Below are 17,989 nucleotides of genomic sequence, written 5' to 3'. Positions count from 1 at the left end.
CATGCCGCAAATCCTCATCAAGCTGCTGGCCCACCTGCAGGCGGACGACCTCGGCATGCCCGAGCTGGCTGCGCTGGTGGCCAAGGATGCGGGCATGACAGGCAAAATCCTGACCGTCGCCAACAGCTCGGCCTACCACCGCAGCGGTCGCCAGGCCAACCTCGAGCAGGCCATGGTGGCGCTGGGCACCGACATGATCAAGACCCTGGTGATCAGCGATTCGGTGTTCCAGACGTTTAATAGTTTCCCGAATTCGAGCGCGACCGATCTGCGCGCCTTCTGGAAGAATTCGCTCACCGCCGCCGTGCTGGCGCGCGATCTGGCGCGTCACCTGAATTATTCGCAGCCCGAGGAAGCCTATCTGGCCGGCCTGCTGCACAACGTCGGCCGCCTGGCCCTGCTGGCCACCGCACCGAAGGAATACGGTTTCAACTTCACCGCGCGCGACGACGAAGCCCTGTGCGCGGTCGAGCAGCGCACCCTGCAGATCACCCACGCCGAAGCCGGCGCCTGGCTGATCGAGCGCTGGCAGCTCGATTCCTTCCTGGCCGATTCCGTGCTCTACCACCACGAGCCGGGCGAGCGCCTGGAGGGCGCCCATCCCCTGATCCGCATCGTGCGCGCCGCGCACCTGCTGTCCGGCCATGCCGAGGACCCGGCGCTGGTGATCGAGGCGGCCAAACTGTGCGACCTCGAACCGGAAGCCGCCGACGCGCTGCTGGAGCAGGCCGCGCGCCAGGTCGAGCGTGCCGCGGTCCACCTCGGCATCGACCTGGCCGGCGCCGACGACATCCCGGCGCAGCCGGCCTTCGCGCCGCCGCCGCCCGTCGATCCGGTGCAGCAGCGCCTGACCGAAGAAATGCGCAACCTGGTGCTGGTCTCCGAGATCGGCCAGAGCTTCGCGCGCCAGCAGGGCGAAAGCGGGCTGCTCGAAGCGATGGCGCGCTCGGCGCGCGTGCTGTTCGACTTCGAGAACGTCGCCGTGCTGCTGGAGAATCCGACCGGCCACGCGCTGGTGGGCGCGCCGACCGCAAACCAGCAGCGCATCGCCGAATTCGCGATCCCGCTATCGAAGGGCGGAGCCGTTGCAAAGGCCACTTTGGAACGGCGGATCTCGTTTATCCGCCGCGAGGGCGCGCCGCTCGGCCTGTCGGAAGAGCAGCTGCTGCGCATGCTGGGCACCGAATCGCTGGTCTGCGTGCCGCTGGTGAGCGGGGCGCGCTGCATCGGCGTGCTGATCGGCGGTATCGCCGGCTGGCAGGTGCCGGCCTGCCAGAAGCGCGAGCGCTTCATGCAGGCCTTCGGCGCCCAGGCCGCGAGCGCGCTGGAAAACGCGATGCTCGAGCGCGGCCAGGCGCGCCGCCAGCTGGCCCATGTGGCCGAGGAATACCGCGAGGCGTCGCGCCGCGTGGTGCACGAGGTGAACAACCCGCTGTCGATCATCAAGAATTATCTGTCGGTCCTGGACAGCAAACTGGAACGCCAGGAGCCGGTGTCCGGCGAGCTGTCGATCCTGAACGAAGAGATCGACCGCGTCGGCCAGCTGGTCAACAGCCTGACCGAAGTGCAGCCCGCGACCCAGGCGCTGCTCGACAGCGGTGTCAGCGCCGACGTCGGCAAGGTGGTCGAAGACGTGCTGCGCCTGTTCCGTGCCACCGACTTCGTGCCGGCCAACGTCGAGATCGTGGTCAGCATGTCTCCGGAAGCCGGCCGCATCGAAGGCGACCCGGACATCCTCAAGCAAATCCTGGTCAACCTGGTCAAGAACGCGATCGAGGCGCTGTCCGCCACCGGCGGGCGCATCGAGATCGCCAACCGCGGCCATGCCAACCGCGAGCGCAGGCTGTACCTGGAGCTGGTCGTCTCCGACACCGGCCCCGGCCTGTCGCGCGAGGTGCTGGCCAACCTGTTTTCTGCCGTGAAGAGCACGAAGGAAGGCCCGCACCATGGGCTTGGCCTGTCGATCGTGCACAGCCTGGTCAAGAAGCTGAACGGGCATATCGCCTGCCGCAGCGGCACGACCGGCACCAGTTTTGAAATCCTGCTGCCGGCGCATGCCGGCGCCAGCGCCCCGGCGGGACTGCCGGTGCGCGCGCTTGGATCCGTATAAGGTAACAATGAATCCATTCTCCGCCAGCGCCCCGCCAGCTTCGCCTGCCTCGCTGACTTCCGCACTGGAGCAGCCGAGGTTGCTGCTGGTCGACGACGAACCCCGTCTTCTGTCCTCGCTGTACGAACTGCTGCAGGGCCGCGGCTACCAGCTCATCACCGCCTCGACCGGCACCGAGGCCCTGAACCACCTGTCGAAGCTGCGTTTCGACATGGTCCTGCTCGACCTGCGCCTGCCCGACATCGGCGGCCACGAGATCATGGACTTCATCAACCAGAAGGGGATCGACGCCGACGTCATCGTGATGAGCGGCGAGGTGGGGATCGACGCCGCGATCGGCGCCCTCAAGCGCGGTGCCTATGACTACCTGCGCAAGCCCTACAGCCGCGAAGAGCTGCTCAAGACCGTCGGCAATGCGCTCAAGGCGCGCCGCCTCGAGGAAGCCAACCGCCGCATCGCCAACCAGCTGGAAAACTCGGAGAAGATGTACCGCTACCTGGTGGACTCTTCGCCGGACATCATCTACACCCTGAACCACGAAGGCAAATTTACCTTCGTGAACGACCGCGCCTACCAGCTGCTCGGCTACCGCCGCGAAGAGCTGATCGGCCAGCATTACTCGGTGCTGGTGCACGAGGAAGACCTGGAGCGCGCGCGCTATTCCTTCAACGAGCGCCGCGTCGACGAACGCGCTTCGCGCAACGTCGAACTGCGCCTGAAGTGCCACACCGGCTCGAACCAGGAACGCACCTTCAACAACACCCTGATGACGATCTCGCTGAACGCGATCGGCATGCACGTGCCCGACCAGGAGGTGCGCAAGCTGGAGTTCTTCGGCACCTACGGCGTGGCGCGCGACATCACCGACCGCAAGCGCGCGGAAGAGGTCATCTCCTACCAGGCCTACCATGACATCCTGACCGACCTGCCGAACCGCATCCTGTTCAAGGACCGCCTCGGCCTGGCGGTGATCCAGGCCAAGCGCAAGCAGACCGAGCTCGCGGTGATGTTCATCGACCTGGACCGCTTCAAGCTGGTCAACGACACCCTCGGCCACGTCAAGGGCGACGAGCTGCTGCAGCAGGTCTCGGTGCGCCTGAAGGAATGCCTGCGCAAGGGCGACACCCTGGCGCGCCAGGGCGGCGACGAATTCACCATCGTGCTGCCCGAGCTGCGCGACCGCGAGGACGCCAGCCACGTGGCCGACAAATTCCTCGAGTGCCTGCAACAGCCGTTCGACCTGGACGGCCACCAGGTCCACATCTCGGCCTCGATCGGCATCGCGATCTACCCGGGCCACGGCGAATCGATCGATGAGCTGCTGCGCCACGCCGACATCGCCATGTACCAGGTCAAGGGCCAGGGCAAGAACGGCCACGCCTTCTACGACGCTTCGATGCAGGACGTGTCGCACCAGAAGATCGCGCTGGGCCAGAGCCTGCGCCGCGCACTGGAAAACGACGAGCTGGAGATGTACTACCAGCCGCAGATCGACGCCGCCAGCGGCCGCATCGTCGGCGCCGAAGCGCTGATGCGCTGGAACCACCCGACCCGCGGCATCGTCTCGCCGGGCGAGTTCCTGCCGTTCGCCGAAGAGAACGGCCTGATGCTGCCGATCTCGGACTGGATGATCGGCGCGCTGTGCCGCGACATGCTGCAGTGGAAGAACATCTGCGCCAACCAGGTAAGGCTGTCGCTGAACCTGTCGCCGCAATACCTGGACCGCGGCGACTTCTTCGAGAAGATGCGCGGCGCCCTGGTGCGCTACGGGATCGCGCCGAGCCAGATCGAAGTCGAGATCACCGAGAACATCTGCATCCGCAATCCGCAGCATGCGATCGAGCAGCTGAACAAGCTGGGCCAGCTCGGGGTGTCGGTGGCGATCGACGACTTCGGCACCGGCTATTCCTCGCTCGCCTACCTGCACCGCTTCCCGGTCCACACGATCAAGATCGACCAGTCCTTCGTCAAGGAGATCCACGACGAGTATGGCCACTATCCGGTGGTGCTGGCGATCATCTCGATCGCGCGCGGCCTGGGCCTGAACCTGATCGCGGAAGGCGTCGAGACCGAGTCGCAGGCACGCTACCTGCGCGCCAACGGCTGCATGACGATGCAGGGCTACCTGTACCATCGTCCGATGGCGCTGCCGCGCTTCATGGACGTGCTGCGTTCGCAGGGCCTGCCGACCGGCGCGGCCAACGTGCTGGCGTTCCAGGCATAAACACCGGTTCGCGCCATGCCCGATACCGCCGCGCTTCATACTGCCGAATTCCTGCGCGTAAAAGCGCTGGCCGAGCGCGGCGTCGCCAGCGCCCAGCACAGCCTGGGCTTCATGTACGTGAACGGCCAGGGCGTGCCGAAGAACGACGAGCTGGCCGTGGCCTGGTACCGGATGGCGGCCAGCGCCGGCCTCGAACAGGCCCAGTACAACCTCGGCGTGATGTACCAGAAGGGCCAGGGCGTGCCGCAGGACCTGGGGCAGGCCGTCTACTGGTACACGCAGGCGGCCGAGCAGGGGTATGCGGCGGCCCAGTACAACCTGGGCTGGCTGTACGCCAAGGGCCAGGGCATCCCGGCCGATGTGCAGCAGGCCATGCACTGGTTCGGCAAGGCGGCCAGCCAGGGCGACCCCGGCGCCCAGCATAATCTCGGCATGATGTACGAAGGCGGCAAGGGCGTGGCCCAGGACGTCGAGCGCGCCATCGAATGGTACCGCCGCGCCGCCGAGCAGAATTACGCGCGCTCGCAGTTCGCGCTGGCGCTGCGCTATGACAGCGGGCAGGGCATCGATCGCGATGTGCAGCAGGCCATCCACTGGTTCCGCAAGGCGGCCGAGCAGGGTTATGCGCCGGCCCAGTTCAACCTCGGCCTGCGCTACGACAAAGGGCAGGATCTGCCGCAGGACAGCGAGAAGGCGATCCTGTGGTACGGCCGCGCCGGCGAACAGGGGCACGCCAGTTCGCAGTTCAACCTGGCGCTGATCCACGACAGCGGCCATGGCGTCGCGCGCGACCCCGACCTGGCGCTGCACTGGTTCCGCAAGGCGGCCGAACAGGGCCACGCGGGCGCGCAGGACAACCTCGGCCTCCGCTACGAGCACGGGCAGGGCGTCGAACAGGATTACGGCATCGCCGCCGACTGGTACCGCAAGGCGGCGGAGCAGGGTTCGGCCGGCGCCCAATACCACCTCGGCCAGCTGCTCGACGCCGGCCACGGTGTGCCGCAAGACCAGGCGCAAGCGCTGGCATGGTTCCGCAAGGCCGCCGAGCAGGGCCACCTGCGCGCCCAGTTCGACCTGGCCATGCGCCTGGAAGACGAGGCGATGCACTGGTACCGCAAGGCGGCCGACCAGGACTACGCGCCGGCCCAGTACATGCTGGGCCAGCTGCTGGACCGCGACGATACCGGGACCATCGACCCGCGCCAGGCTTACGAGTGGTACCGCAAGGCCGCCGACCAGGGCCATGCGCTGGCCCAGTTCGCGCTCGGCCTGCGCTACGACAGCGGCCACGGCGTCGAACGCGATTACGAGGCGGCGCACTTCTGGTACCTGTGCGCGGCACGCCAGGGCCATGCCCGCGCCCAGTTCAACCTCGGGGTCATGTACGCCAGCGGCCAGGGCGTATCGAAAGACCTGGTCGAAGCCTATGCCTGGCTGCACCGCGCCGGCGCGGCCGGCGTGATCCCCGCCACCAGCTATATTCAGCGCATCGCCGCACGCATGGAACCCCACCTGCTCGCGCAAGCCCAAGGCTACCTGGGCGCGGCATAACAACACCAGAACCAAAGAGAGACCCATGAAACTCAAGCAGATCGTGCTCGCGCTCGGCCTGGCCGCAGCCGCGGCTGCGCCGTCCGTGGCCGCCAACGCAACCGCATCCAAGGCCGCGCCGGCCGCCAGCTTCGACCGCAAGGCGTATTCCATCGCCTATAAAAAATTCGTGCTGCCCAACGGCCTGACCCTGCTGGTGCACGAGGACCACAGCGTGCCGGTGGTCGGCGTGAACGTCTGGTACCACGTCGGTTCGCGCAACGAGAAGCGCGGCAAGACCGGCTTCGCGCATCTGTTCGAGCACTTCTTCTTCAACGGTTCGGAGAACTACCCGCACGGCTTCCGCGAGGCGATGGACGACCTCGGCGCCAACAACCGCAACGGCACCACCAACACCGACCGCACCAACTTCTTCGAGGACGTCCCGACCTCGGCGCTGGAACGCACGCTGTTCCTGGAATCGGACCGCATGGGCTTCCTCGGCAATTACATCTCGCAGGCCATGCTCGAGCGCGAGCGCGGCGTGGTGCAGAACGAGAAGCGCCAGGGCGACAACCAGCCCTACGGCAAGGTGCGCTATGAATTCGCGGCCAAGATGTACCCGTACTCGCACCCGTATTCGTGGACCACGATCGGCAGCATGGACGACCTGAACGCCGCTTCGCTGGAAGACATCCGCGAGTGGTACCGCACCTACTACGGCCCGAACAACGCGGTGCTGTCGCTGGCCGGCGATATTACCCCGGAGCGCGCGCTCGAACTGGTGAACAAGTACTTCGGCGCGCTGCCGCCGGGACCGCCGCTGCCGCGTCTTGAAACCTGGATCCCGGTGCTGGACCGCGACATCCGCGACGAGATGGAAGACCAGGTGCCGCAGGTGCGCGTGTACCGCCGCTGGCATGCGGCCGCGTGGAAAGACGCCGACGTGGCGCGCCTGCAGCTGCTGGCCGACGTGCTGGCCGGCTCGAAGAGCGCGCGCCTGGACAAGCGTCTGGTGTACGAGAAGGGCATCGCCACCAGCGTCTCGGCCGGCATGCAGGACAGTGAGCTGGGCGGCAGCTTCGGCATCACGGTCACGCTGAAGAAGGGCGCCGACCAGCTTGAGGCGGAACGCGAAATCGACCGCATCGTGGCCGAGCTGCTGGAGAAGGGCCCCACAAGCGAAGAACTGGCGCGCGTAAAAACCCGCGAGCTGGCCGAATTCTCGCGCGGCATCGAGCGCCTGGGCGGCTTCGGCGGCCGCGCCGACGTGCTGGCCGAGAGCATGACCTACGGCGGCAGCCCGGACGCGTATCTCACCCGCCTGGAGCAGATGGCCAACACCACGCCGGCCGAAGTGAAGGCCGCCGGTAACCGCTGGCTGCGCGCCCATCACTACACGATGACCGTGAAGCCGTTCGCCAAGCTGGCCGGCGTCAAGTCGAACCTCGACCGCAAGCAATTGCCGGCACTGGGCCAGGCGCCCGACGTCAGCTTCCCGGCCATGCAGCGCGCGCAGCTGAAGAACGGCCTGAAGGTCGTGCTGCTGGAGCGCCACGGCGCGCCGATCGTCAACGCCGCGCTGGTGCTGGACGCCGGCGCCGCCTCGGACCCGGCTGGGAAGGAAGGCCTGGCCTCGCTGAGCCTGGGCCTGATCGACAAGGGCACCAGGACGCGCAACGCCTTCCAGCTGTCCGATGCGCTGGAATCGCTGGGCGCCAACCTGAGCACCGGCACCTCCCAGGACCAGTCGATCGTGCGCCTGCAGGCGACCAGCGCCAAGCTGGTGCCTTCGCTGGCACTGCTGGCCGACGCCACCCTGAACCCGAGCTTCCCGCAGGACCAGGTCGAGCTGGCCAAGCAGCGCCGCCTGGCCCAGGTCGGGCAGGAAAAGGCGCAGCCGAATTCGCTGGCCCAGCGCGTCGTGCCGGGCCTGCTGTACGGCCCCGGCCACCCCTACGGCAAGCCGGCGTCCGGCACCGAGGCCAGCACCCAGACCATCGCCCGCGACGACATCGCGCGCTGGCACGATGCCTGGTTCCGTCCGGGCAGCGCGACCCTGGTCGTGGCCGGCGACACCACGCTCGAGAAGTTGCTGCCGGCGCTGGAATCCAGCTTCGGCAAATGGCAGGCCAGCGGCGCCGCACCGGCAAAGACCGTCGCCGGCATCCCGAACGCTCAGCCCAAGCGGGTCTACCTGATCGACAAGCCGGACGCGCCGCAGTCGACCATCGTTGCCGCGCACCTGTCGCTGCCGTCCGGCCAGCCGGACGAGCTGGCGATCCAGGCGGTGATGCACGACTTCGGCGGCATGGCGACCTCGCGCCTGAACCGCAACCTGCGCCTCGACAAGCACTGGAGCTACGGCACCAGCGCGCGCCTGAGCGACGTGCGCGGCCAGCGCAGCTTCATGACGCTGGCGCCGGTGCAGACCGACAAGACGGTCGAAGCGATGCAGGAAGTGGCGAAGGAAATCCGCGACATCGCCGGCCAGCGTCCGATCGTGGGCGAGGAATTCGACAGCGTGATGCGCAACGTGACCTCGCGCCTGCCGGGCCGCTTCGCCACGCTGGACGCGCTGGAAGGCGCGGCCATCACCAGCATCAACCTGGGCCTGCCGGACGACTACTGGAGCCTTTACGCCGGCAGCATGCGCGCCCTCGGCGACAAGCAACTGGCCAGCGCCGCCAGCCGCTACGTGCGCCCGGACGAGGTCGTGTGGCTGGTGATCGGCGACCTGCGCAAGGTGGAGCCGGGCATCCGCAAGCTGGGCTGGGGCGAGGTGACGGTGCTGGACGCGGACGGCAAGCCGGTGCGCTGAGTCACATCGCCAGGACGATCCGACCGTCGATCCCGCCTTCCTGCATTTTTGCGAAGATGGCGTTGATGTTTTCCAGGCGGTCGGTCGAGTAGTGCGCGTGGACCTTGCCCTCGCCGGCGAACATCAGCGCTTCCTCCAGGTCCTTGCGGGTGCCGACGATCGAGCCCCTGACCGTCTTGGCGTTCAGGACCACGTCGAAGATCGGCAGCTCGAAGCTGCCCGGCGGCAGGCCGACCAGGGACATGGTGCCGCGCTTGTGCAGCATGTCCACCGCCTGCGCGAAGGCCGGACGCGAAACCGCCGTGACCAGCACGCCGTGGGCACCCTGGACCGCCGCTTGCACAGCCTTCGCCGGGTCTTCTTTGGCGGCATTGATGGTCATGTCGGCGCCCAGCGAGGCCGCCAGCGCCAGTTTCTGGTCGGCGACGTCGACGGCAATGACGTGAAAACCCATCGCCTTCGCGTACTGTACCGCCATGTGGCCCAGGCCGCCGATGCCGGAGATGGCGACCCAGTCGCCGGGTTTGCAGTCGAGCACCTTCAGGCCCTTGTAGACGGTGACGCCGGCGCACAGCACGGGCGCGGCGGCGGCGAATTCGAGCTGGTCGGGCAGGCGTCCGACATAGGCGGGATCGGCCAGCACGTATTCGGCGAAGCTGCCGTTGACCGTGTAGCCGGTCATCTGCTGGGCGCCGCACAGGGTCTCCCAGCCGGTGATGCAGTGTTCGCAGTGGCCGCAGGCGGTGTGCAGCCAGGGCACCCCGACGCGGTCGCCTTCCTTGAGCATGGTTACGCCCGCGCCCACCTTGGCAACATAGCCCACACCCTCGTGGCCGGGGATGAAGGGCAGTTGGGGTTTGACTGGCCAGTCGCCATTGGCCGCATGCAGGTCGGTATGGCAGACCCCGGTGGCGACAATCTTCACCAGAACCTGGCCGGGAGGAAGGTCGGGAATCGGAAGCTGTTCGATGCTCAGCGGTTTGCCGAATTCGCGTACGACGGCTGCTTTCATGGTCGCGCTCAAGATGATCTCCCTGAAATGGCTTTCTATTCAGAGTCCATCTTCTCGCGCCAGATCAAATCGGCGCTTTGATGCAGGTCAAAATCAGCCCAGCGTCCGATCTAGAAAAGCGTCGATCGCCCGCACGCTGGCGGTCGCGGCGCTGATGTGCGGGCAGTGGCCGTTTTCGTCGACCGTACGCAGGCTGCTGTTCGGCATTCGGCGCAGCATGTAGTCGCCGACGGCGGGCGGGACCACCGGGTCCTCGCTGCATTGCAGGAGCAGGGCTGGCACCTGCGAGCGCGCCAGGTCGGCGCGGTGGTCGGACAGGAAGGTCACGCGCGCGAAATGGCGCGCAGTGCCCTGGTCGTTGCGCATGAAGCTGGCCACCAGTTCCTGGCCCAGCTCGGGGTGTGACGCGCCCATCAGCATCGGCGCCATGCGCCGCGACCAGCTCGGGAAGTCGTCGTCCATCGACGACAGCATCGTTTCCATGTCGGCGCGGTTGAACCCGCCCACGTAATCGCCGTCGTTCAGGTAGCAGGGCGAGGGCCCCACCATCACTTGCGCGGCGAAGCGCTGCGGCGCCTTGTTCGCCGCCAGCAGGCCGATCGTGGCGCTGACCGAATGGCCGACGAAGACCACCGGCCCGGCCGAGCAGGCTTCCAGGATTTCCAGCAGATCGTCGGCATGGCCGTGCAGGCTGCCGTGCCGGGTGCGGTCGTAGGCGCTGCGGTCGGAGCCGCCGCTGCCGGTCAGGTCGTACAGGATGGTGCGGAAATGGTCCTGGTAGGCTGGGGCCAGCAGGCGCCACATGCTCTGGTCGCAGCCGAGGCCATGGGCGAATACCATCGTTGCGTGACCCGTGCCGGCGATGTGAACGTTGTTGCGGTATTGAACGGACATAATTGCAACATCATAGCGTAAGGAAGTTGCAAAGTGTGTCGCCGCACCGCCGAAACGATCGGAACTACGGTATACTGTGCATCCATACAGTATTTACTGCATAATGGAACTCAAAGACAAGCTCGAGATCCTGGCCGATGCCGCCAAATACGACGCCTCCTGCGCCAGCAGCGGGGCGCCCAAGCGGGATTCGGTCGACAAGGATGGCCTGGGCGCCACCAATGGCATGGGCATCTGCCACAGCTACACGCCGGACGGGCGCTGCGTATCGCTGCTGAAAATCCTGCTGACCAATTTCTGCGTTTATGACTGCCAGTACTGCGTCAACCGCCGCAGCTCGAACGTGCCGCGGGCCCGCTTCTCGGTCGACGAAGTGGTCAAGCTGACGCAGGATTTTTACCTCCGCAATTACATCGACGGGCTGTTCCTCAGCTCGGGCATCATCCAGTCCAGCGACTACACGATGGAGCAGCTGGTCGAGGTCGCGCGTCGCCTGCGTGAAGAACACAAGTTCCGCGGCTACATCCACCTCAAGACGATTCCCGATGCCGATCCGCGCCTGATCGAGCTGGCCGGCAAGTACGCCGACCGCCTGTCCGTGAACATCGAGCTGCCGACCCAGGACAGCGTGACGCGCCTGGCGCCCGAAAAGAACGTCTACACGATCAAGCTGGCGATGGGCTCGATCCGCACCAAGCTCGACGAAAAGGACGATCACCCGAAGGCGCCCGCGTTCGCGCCGGCCGGGCAAAGCACCCAGATGATCGTCGGCGCCGACGCCAGTGACGACCAGACCATCCTGAATACGGCCCAGACCCTGTATGGATCGTACAAGCTGAAGCGGGTGTACTACTCGGCCTTCAGCCCGATTCCGCAGAGTCCATCGAGCGTGCCGTCCGCACCGCCGCCGCTGCTGCGCGAGCACCGCCTGTACCAGGCCGATTTCCTGCTGCGCGGCTACGGCTTCACGGCCGGCGAACTGATGCCGCAGGCCGGCAACCTGGCGCTCGACATCGACCCCAAGCTGGCCTGGGCGCTGAGTAACCGCGAGCACTTCCCGCTCGATCTGAACCGCGCCGACGAATCCATGATCGCGCGCGTGCCGGGCATCGGCCTGCGTTCGGCCAAGCGCATCATCGACCTGCGCCGGCTGCGCCGCATCCGCTGGGAAGACCTGTCGCGCCTGCGCTGCAGCCTGAAAAAGCTGGCGCCTTTCGTGGTCACCGCCGACTACAAGCCGGCGCAAGGCGCCGTGTCCTCCGACCTGCTGCGGCGGAACATGGCCGATGCGCCGCAGCAGATGAATCTGTGGCCGGAGTTGCAGGCCGCATGAGTGCGATCGACCTACAGCGCGCGGGCCAGCCGCTGCTGGTCGAGACCTTCGCCGAATGGCGCGAGGCGGCGCGCGAGCTGCTGGTGCACGACGTGCCGCCGGCGCTGGTCACCTGGAGCACGCCCAGCGCCGGCGGTGATCTGTTCTCGGCTGCACCGCCTGCTGCCGGGCAGACGCATAATCCGGTTGAGATGCCACCTGCCGCATCGGACAAGCCGCGCCACGCACCACCCAGCATTCCGCGCTCGCTGATGGACATGCTGCAAAGTGCCGCCTGCTGCCGCGTGCCGGACCGCTGGGCCTTCCTGTATCGCGTGATCTGGCGCTGGCAGCAGGGCCAGCACGACGTGCAGTCGCCGGCCGACGAAGACGGCGCGCGCCTGCATGCGATGGTAAAGGCAGTGCGCCGCGAGGAGCACGACATGCATGCCTACATCCGGTTCCGCGAGCGTCCGCTTGAGGCAGGGCCGCCGCGCTTCGTCGCCTGGTACGAGCCCCAGCACGACGTGTTGCCGCAGGTGGCCGAGCACTTCGTCTCGCGCATGGGCAAGGTCAGCTGGATGATCGCCACGCCCGAGGCCAGCGTGCTGTGGGATGGCCAGACCCTGCACAACACCGGCCCGCTGGTGAAGAATTCGGAAGACCTCGAAGACACCGGCGAAGCGCTATGGCTGACCTATTACCGCAGCGTGTTCAACCCGGCGCGCTTGAACCAGTCGGTGATGCAGCAGCATATTCCTTCGCATCGCTGGAAAAATTTGCCAGAAGGTAAAATCGTGACGCACATGATTTCCGAAGCGGCGCGCGGCGCCCGCAAAGTGGGGCAGTACGAAGCCGTCGGCCAGCGCAAGGGCACGACCATCCCCATCGCTCCCGAAGACGCGCAGCCTGAACGCCAGCAACCCTCGAAACTCGACGAATGCCGGCGCTGCGAGCTGTGGCAGTTCGCCACCCAGGGCGTGCCCGGCGAAGGGCCGAAGAAGGCGCGCATCATGTTCGTCGGCGAGCAGCCGGGCGACCAGGAAGACCTGGCCGGCCAGCCTTTCGTGGGACCGGCCGGCAAGCTGCTGGACCAGGTGTGCGAGAAGGCCGGCGTCGACCGCGACAGCATCTACGTGACCAACGCCGTCAAGCATTTCAAGTGGGAGCCGAAGGGCAAGCGCCGCATCCACAAGACGCCGGCGCAGAAGGAGATCGAGGCCTGCCACTACTGGCTCGAGAAGGAGCTGGCCCACGTGCAGCCGGACGTCATCGTGGCGCTGGGCGCGACCGCGCTGAAGTCGGTGATGCGTACCGCGAACGTGACGCTGAAGAATTCGATCGGCCATCCCGTCTTCCACGAAGGACGCTGGGTGGTCACGACCTACCACCCCTCCTACGTGCTGCGGGTGCCCAGCGAGGAGGCCAAGCGCGAGGCTTTCCGGACCATGGTCGAGAGCCTGAAGCTGGCGCACGATCTGCTGAACCGCCAGCCGGAAGAGCCGCCGGCATCCTCTTTGGATTCTTAGACATACACAGCTTGTAACATCCTGTTGCGCGCGTTCCCCTTGCAATGCCATTTAGGTAATCTTTGGCAACACAACAATACAAGGGGTCCTCGATGCTTGCTGCACGCGTTGCCTGTGTTTTGTCCCTGGGTTTGCTGAGCGCCGCGGCGCTGGCGCAGACCGATCCGCCACCCGTTCCCGCCGAGCCGGCAACTGCGCAGGAAAACGCGCAGCCGGCCGATCAGGCGCCCCCGTCCCTGGTCCTGGTCGAAGGCAAGCGCCCCGGCCCCGGGCTGTGGAAGGTCAGCAAGGATGGCCACGTGATGTGGGTGGTCGGCATGTACGCCCCGCTACCGCCGAAAATGGAATGGGATGACGCCCGCGTCGACCGCCTGATCGGCCAGTCGCAGGAAGTGCTGGGGGCGCCCGGGGCCGGCATCAAAGTCGGCGTATGGGGTGGCTTGAAAGCGCTGACCGCGCTGCCGTCGGTATTCGGCATGATGAAGAACCCTGAGGGCGCCAAGTTGCGCGACGTACTCCCGGCCGATGTCTACGCCCGCTGGAGCGTGCTGAAGGACAAGTACCTCAGCGACAACGACAGCGTCGAAAGCTACCGGCCCTTCTTCGCCGCCCAGACGCTGATGCAGGCCGGGCTGAAGAAGAGCGGCTTGAGCGGCGGCATCGAGGTGCGCCAGCAGATCGCGTCCATCGCCAAGAAGCGCAACGTCAAACTGACCTACACGGATTACTCGGTCGAGCTGGAGGATCCGGCCCGCCTGATCAAGGATCTGAAGAACTCGCAGATGGAAGACATGAGCTGCTTCACCAAGACCCTGGACCGCCTCGAAGACGACATCGACGCGGCGCGCCTGCGCGCCAATGCCTGGGCCAATGGCAACATTGCCGAAATCAGCAAGCTGGAATATGCCGAGCGCGAGGATGCCTGCAACGAGGCCGTGTTCAACAGCCCCGCAGCCCAGAAGCACCCGGCCTTCCAGAACATGCGCGAACGGCGGCTGGCGTCCTGGCTGAAGGCGGTCGAGAAATCGCTGGCCAACAACACGTCCACCGTCGCCATGCTGACGATGAGCGACATCCTGGGGCCGAAGAGCTACCTGGCCGCGCTGCAGGCCAAAGGCTACACGGTGGAAAACCCCAAATAAATCATGACGGCGCGTCGGACGACCCGAAGCTCTCGAACACTTCCTCGCGCGAGGCCGCCTGGGCCACGCGCGCGCCCGGCGGCACGTCGTGGGTCAGCCAGACGTTGCCGCCGATGACGGCCCCCTTGCCGATCGTGATGCGGCCCAGCACGGTGGCGCCGGCATAGATGACGACGTCGTCTTCGAGGATCGGGTGGCGCGGCAGGCCTTTCTGCAGGCTGCCGTCGGCATTCGTCGGGAAGCGCTTGGCGCCCAGCGTGACGGCCTGGTACAGGCGCACGCGCTGGCCGATCACCGCGGTTTCGCCGATTACTACGCCGGTGCCGTGGTCGATGAAGAAGCCGGTGCCGATCTTTGCGCCAGGGTGGATGTCGATGCCGGTGGCGGCGTGCGCCAGTTCAGAGATGATGCGCGCCAGCAGCGGCAGGCCCAGTTCGTAGAGGCGGTGCGCGAGGCGGTAATGGATCATTGCCAGCACGCCGGGGTAGCACAGCAGCACTTCGTCGACGCTGCGCGCGGCCGGGTCGCCCTGGTAGGCGGCCAGCACGTCGCTGTCGACCTGCATCCGCACCTCCGGCAGCGCGGCGCCGAAGGCCTGGGTGATTTCGAGCGCGCGGCTGGCGGTGTCGCTGTCGGTGCGCTGCTGCAGGGCGGCGCTGTAGTGCAGCTCGATCTGGACCTGGCGCAGCAGCGCGTGCAAGGCCGAGTCGAGGGCGTGGGCGACGTGGATGTCTTCGCTTTCGCGGCGCAGGCCCGGCGGCCCCAGCCGCATCGGGAACAGCACGCCCTTGAGCTGGGCGACGATCTCCGCCAGCGCGTCGCGCGACGGAAATTCGATGCCGCGCACCTCGCCGGCGGGACGGTGGGCCTGGCGCCATTGCTGGCGGGCGTCATGCAGGTCGCGCACGATCGCGCCGATGTCGAAGTGTGCCATCAGTTGTTCCTCGGGTGAAATGGGTGCCGGCGCCACGGGTATGCGCGCCGCGCCCCCAATATATCGGGCCGGTTTGCGGATTCCAACGAATATAAAAATGCAAGCTCATGCGGAAAACGTCTACCGGGCGTGCAAGCGCCTGCCTCGACCATGTTAGGCTGGCTCACGAAGCAGACTTCGGGATTTGTCAAAGGGGCCAGAAGCCGCGTAGAATGTTGGCAACGCGGGTGTAGTTCAATGGTAGAACGGCAGCTTCCCAAGCTTCATACGAGGGTTCGATTCCCTTCACCCGCTCCAGTCTTCCGGCACCCTGACGCCACCGGCCCGATGCACAGACCAAGCCTGTGCGGCCCACCTCTTGAAGATATGGCAAACTTGAGGCCTTGCCCTACCAGACCTCACCATGCAACAACACGCTCCACGCCCTGAAGGCCCCACGCACGATGCCGACAGCCTCGCCGGTTCGCTCATGTTCCTGAGCGGCGGCGGCGAAGCCGGGGCGATGATGCGTACCCAGGACTGGAGCGCGTCGCCGCTCGGGCATCCGCGCACCTGGCCGCAGGCGCTGCGCACGGTGGTCGGCTTGATGCTCAACTCGAAGTTCCCGATGTTCGTCGCCTGGGGCAAGGACCTGGGCTTCCTGTACAACGATCCCTACCGCGAGATCCTCGGCGACAAGCATCCGCGTGCGATGGGGCGGCGCTTCTACGACATCTGGTCCGAGATCTGGAGCGATATCAGCCCGCTGATCGACCGCGCGCTGAACGGCGAAGCTACCTATGCCGACCGTCTGCTGCTGGTGATGAACCGCCACGGCTACGACGAGCCGACCTGGTTCACCTTCTCGTATTCGCCGGTGCGCGACGAGCATGGCGTCATCCAGGGCATGCACTGCGCCTGCGTGGAGGTCACCGACCAGGTGCTGGCCGAACGCTACCGCGAGGAAGAGAACGAGCGCTTCCGCGCGCTGTTCGAACAGGCGCCCGGCATCATGGCCGTGCTGCGCGGACCCGAGCACGTGTTCGAGCTGACCAACCACTCCTACATGCAGCTGATCGGCCACCGCCAGATCGTCGGCAAGTCGGCGCGCGAGGCGCTGCCGGAAGTGGCCGGGCAGGGCTTCTTCGAACTGCTCGACCGTGTGTACACGACCGGCGAGCCCTTTGTCGGCCATGCCTTGCCGCTACGGGTGCAGGTCGAGCCGGGCGGGCCGCTGGTCGAGCGTTTCGTCGACTTCGTTTACCAGCCGATCCGCGATGCCAGCGGCGCCGTTTCCGGCATCTTCGTCGAGGGCAGCGACGTCACGCCGCGCAAGCAGATCGAAGACGAGCTGCGCGCCGCCAACCGCCAGAAGGACCAGTTCCTGGCGATGCTGGCGCACGAGCTGCGCAATCCGCTGGCGCCGATCATGACCGCGGCCCAGCTGCTGAAGGTCGGCACGCTCGATGCCAGGAGCGTGGCCAACGCCAGCGATATCATCGCGCGCCAGGCCGCCCACATGACCGACCTGGTGAACGACCTGCTGGACGTCTCGCGCGTCACCCGCGGCCTGGTCACGCTCGAGAAGGAGGAGCTCGACCTGAACGTGATCGTGGCGGCCGCGGTGGAGCAGGTGCGCCCGCTGATCGACGCGCGCCGCCATTCGCTGACGCTGCAGCTGTCGGGCCGCAGCGCCCATGTGATCGGCGACCGCACGCGCCTGGTGCAGGTGATCTCGAACATCCTCAACAACGCCGCCAAGTACACCGGGCCGGGCGGCAGCCTGGCGCTGTCGGTCATCGTCGACGGCGAGCGCGTGCACGTGGCGGTGCGCGACAACGGCGTCGGCATCGCGCCCGACGTCCTGCCCTATATCTTCGACCTGTTCACCCAGGCCGAACGCACGCCGGACCGTTCGCAGGGCGGCCTCGGGATTGGCCTGGCCCTGGTGAAAAGCCTGGTGACCCTGCACGGCGGCACCGTGTCCGCCAGCAGCCCCGGTCTGGGGCAGGGCAGCGAATTCTGCATCTGCCTGCCGCGCCTGGCGACGCCGGGCGATGCGCGCGACCCCGATGCGCCGGCGGCCGAGGCCCAGGGCCCGGGCGGGCTGCGCGTGATGGTGGTCGACGACAACGTCGATGCCGCCCAGATGCTGGCCGCGCTGCTCGAAGTGCAGGGCCATGCCGTCAGCGTCGAATACGATGGCAAGGGCGCGCTCGAGCGTGCGCGGCGCGAACGCCAGGACGTGCTGCTGCTCGACATCGGCCTGCCCGACATGGACGGCTACGAGCTGGCCCGGCGCCTGCGCAGCCAGCCCGAAAGCGCCGGCGCGACCCTGGTTGCCCTGACCGGCTACGGCCAGAGCCAGGACCGGAAGGAAGCCGCTTCGGCGGGCTTCGACCATTACCTCGTCAAGCCGGCCGACATGGACCAGGTCAACGCGGTACTGGCCGAGGCGGCGCAGGGGCGCTGACCGGGCGCTGTCATCAAATCGTCATGGCG

Annotated in this window: 11 protein-coding genes and 1 tRNA gene; 9 read left to right on the top strand and 3 right to left on the bottom strand. The window is 66.8% G+C overall.

The window, feature by feature from the left end:
• The first annotated feature begins 1 nt into the window (after position 1).
• Genes NX782_RS15640 through NX782_RS15625 form a run of 4 tightly spaced genes read left to right on the top strand, consistent with a single transcriptional unit; the run spans position 2 to position 8,685 of the window.
• Positions 2-2,110, top strand: coding sequence for an HDOD domain-containing protein (locus NX782_RS15640; protein ID WP_258846403.1), 2,109 nt, complete (start codon positions 2-4; stop codon positions 2,108-2,110).
• A 7-nt stretch (positions 2,111-2,117) separates the two neighbouring features.
• Positions 2,118-4,334: a putative bifunctional diguanylate cyclase/phosphodiesterase gene (locus NX782_RS15635; RefSeq protein ID WP_258846402.1), complete on the top strand. Its 2,217-nt coding sequence runs from the start codon at positions 2,118-2,120 to the stop codon at positions 4,332-4,334.
• Positions 4,335-4,349: 15 nt separating this feature from the next.
• Positions 4,350-5,885, top strand: a complete 1,536-nt coding sequence (locus NX782_RS15630; RefSeq protein WP_258846401.1) for a tetratricopeptide repeat protein — start codon at positions 4,350-4,352, stop codon at positions 5,883-5,885.
• Between the two features lie 25 nt (positions 5,886-5,910).
• Positions 5,911-8,685 (top strand): M16 family metallopeptidase, encoded by a 2,775-nt coding sequence (locus tag NX782_RS15625; RefSeq protein ID WP_258846400.1) that lies wholly within the window; start codon positions 5,911-5,913, stop codon positions 8,683-8,685.
• Position 8,686: 1 nt separating this feature from the next.
• On the opposite strand, the gene adhP is transcribed toward NX782_RS15625, so the two are convergent.
• Positions 8,687-9,709, bottom strand: coding sequence for an alcohol dehydrogenase AdhP (gene adhP / locus NX782_RS15620; RefSeq protein ID WP_258846399.1), 1,023 nt, complete (start codon positions 9,707-9,709; stop codon positions 8,687-8,689).
• 81 nt (positions 9,710-9,790) lie between these two features.
• The gene (locus tag NX782_RS15615; RefSeq protein ID WP_258846398.1) at positions 9,791-10,591 is read right to left on the bottom strand and encodes an alpha/beta fold hydrolase; all 801 of its coding nucleotides are present in this window, start codon (positions 10,589-10,591) and stop codon (positions 9,791-9,793) included.
• A gap of 103 nt (positions 10,592-10,694) precedes the next feature.
• On the opposite strand from NX782_RS15615, the gene NX782_RS15610 reads away from it, so the two are divergent.
• From NX782_RS15610 to NX782_RS15600, 3 genes are all read left to right on the top strand, one after another.
• Positions 10,695-11,924, top strand: coding sequence for a putative DNA modification/repair radical SAM protein (locus tag NX782_RS15610; protein WP_258846397.1), 1,230 nt, complete (start codon positions 10,695-10,697; stop codon positions 11,922-11,924).
• Positions 11,921-13,432 (top strand): UdgX family uracil-DNA binding protein, encoded by a 1,512-nt coding sequence (locus NX782_RS15605; protein ID WP_258846396.1) that lies wholly within the window; start codon positions 11,921-11,923, stop codon positions 13,430-13,432. Before NX782_RS15610 ends, NX782_RS15605 begins: the two co-directional genes overlap by 4 nt.
• Before the next feature lie 92 nt (positions 13,433-13,524).
• Positions 13,525-14,574, top strand: coding sequence for a TraB/GumN family protein (locus NX782_RS15600; protein WP_258846395.1), 1,050 nt, complete (start codon positions 13,525-13,527; stop codon positions 14,572-14,574).
• Position 14,575: 1 nt separating this feature from the next.
• Here NX782_RS15600 and epsC read toward each other — a convergent pair whose 3' ends face one another.
• Positions 14,576-15,508: a serine O-acetyltransferase EpsC gene (gene epsC / locus NX782_RS15595; protein WP_258846394.1), complete on the bottom strand. Its 933-nt coding sequence runs from the start codon at positions 15,506-15,508 to the stop codon at positions 14,576-14,578.
• A gap of 223 nt (positions 15,509-15,731) precedes the next feature.
• Between epsC and NX782_RS15590 the strand changes: the two genes are divergently transcribed.
• Together NX782_RS15590 and NX782_RS15585 are read left to right on the top strand one after the other, a co-directional pair.
• Positions 15,732-15,805 (top strand) — tRNA-Gly (locus NX782_RS15590).
• A 106-nt stretch (positions 15,806-15,911) separates the two neighbouring features.
• A complete protein-coding gene (locus NX782_RS15585; protein ID WP_258846393.1) occupies positions 15,912-17,960 on the top strand; it encodes a hybrid sensor histidine kinase/response regulator in 2,049 nt (682 codons plus the stop codon).
• The last annotated feature ends 29 nt before the right edge of the window (positions 17,961-17,989 follow it).

This window comes from Massilia norwichensis (genome assembly GCF_024753245.1).
In the GTDB taxonomy this organism is placed as follows: Bacteria; Pseudomonadota; Gammaproteobacteria; order Burkholderiales; family Burkholderiaceae_D; genus Telluria; species Telluria norwichensis.
Note: the sequence above shows the minus strand (reverse complement) of the source record. Positions and strands in the feature narration are given on the sequence as shown.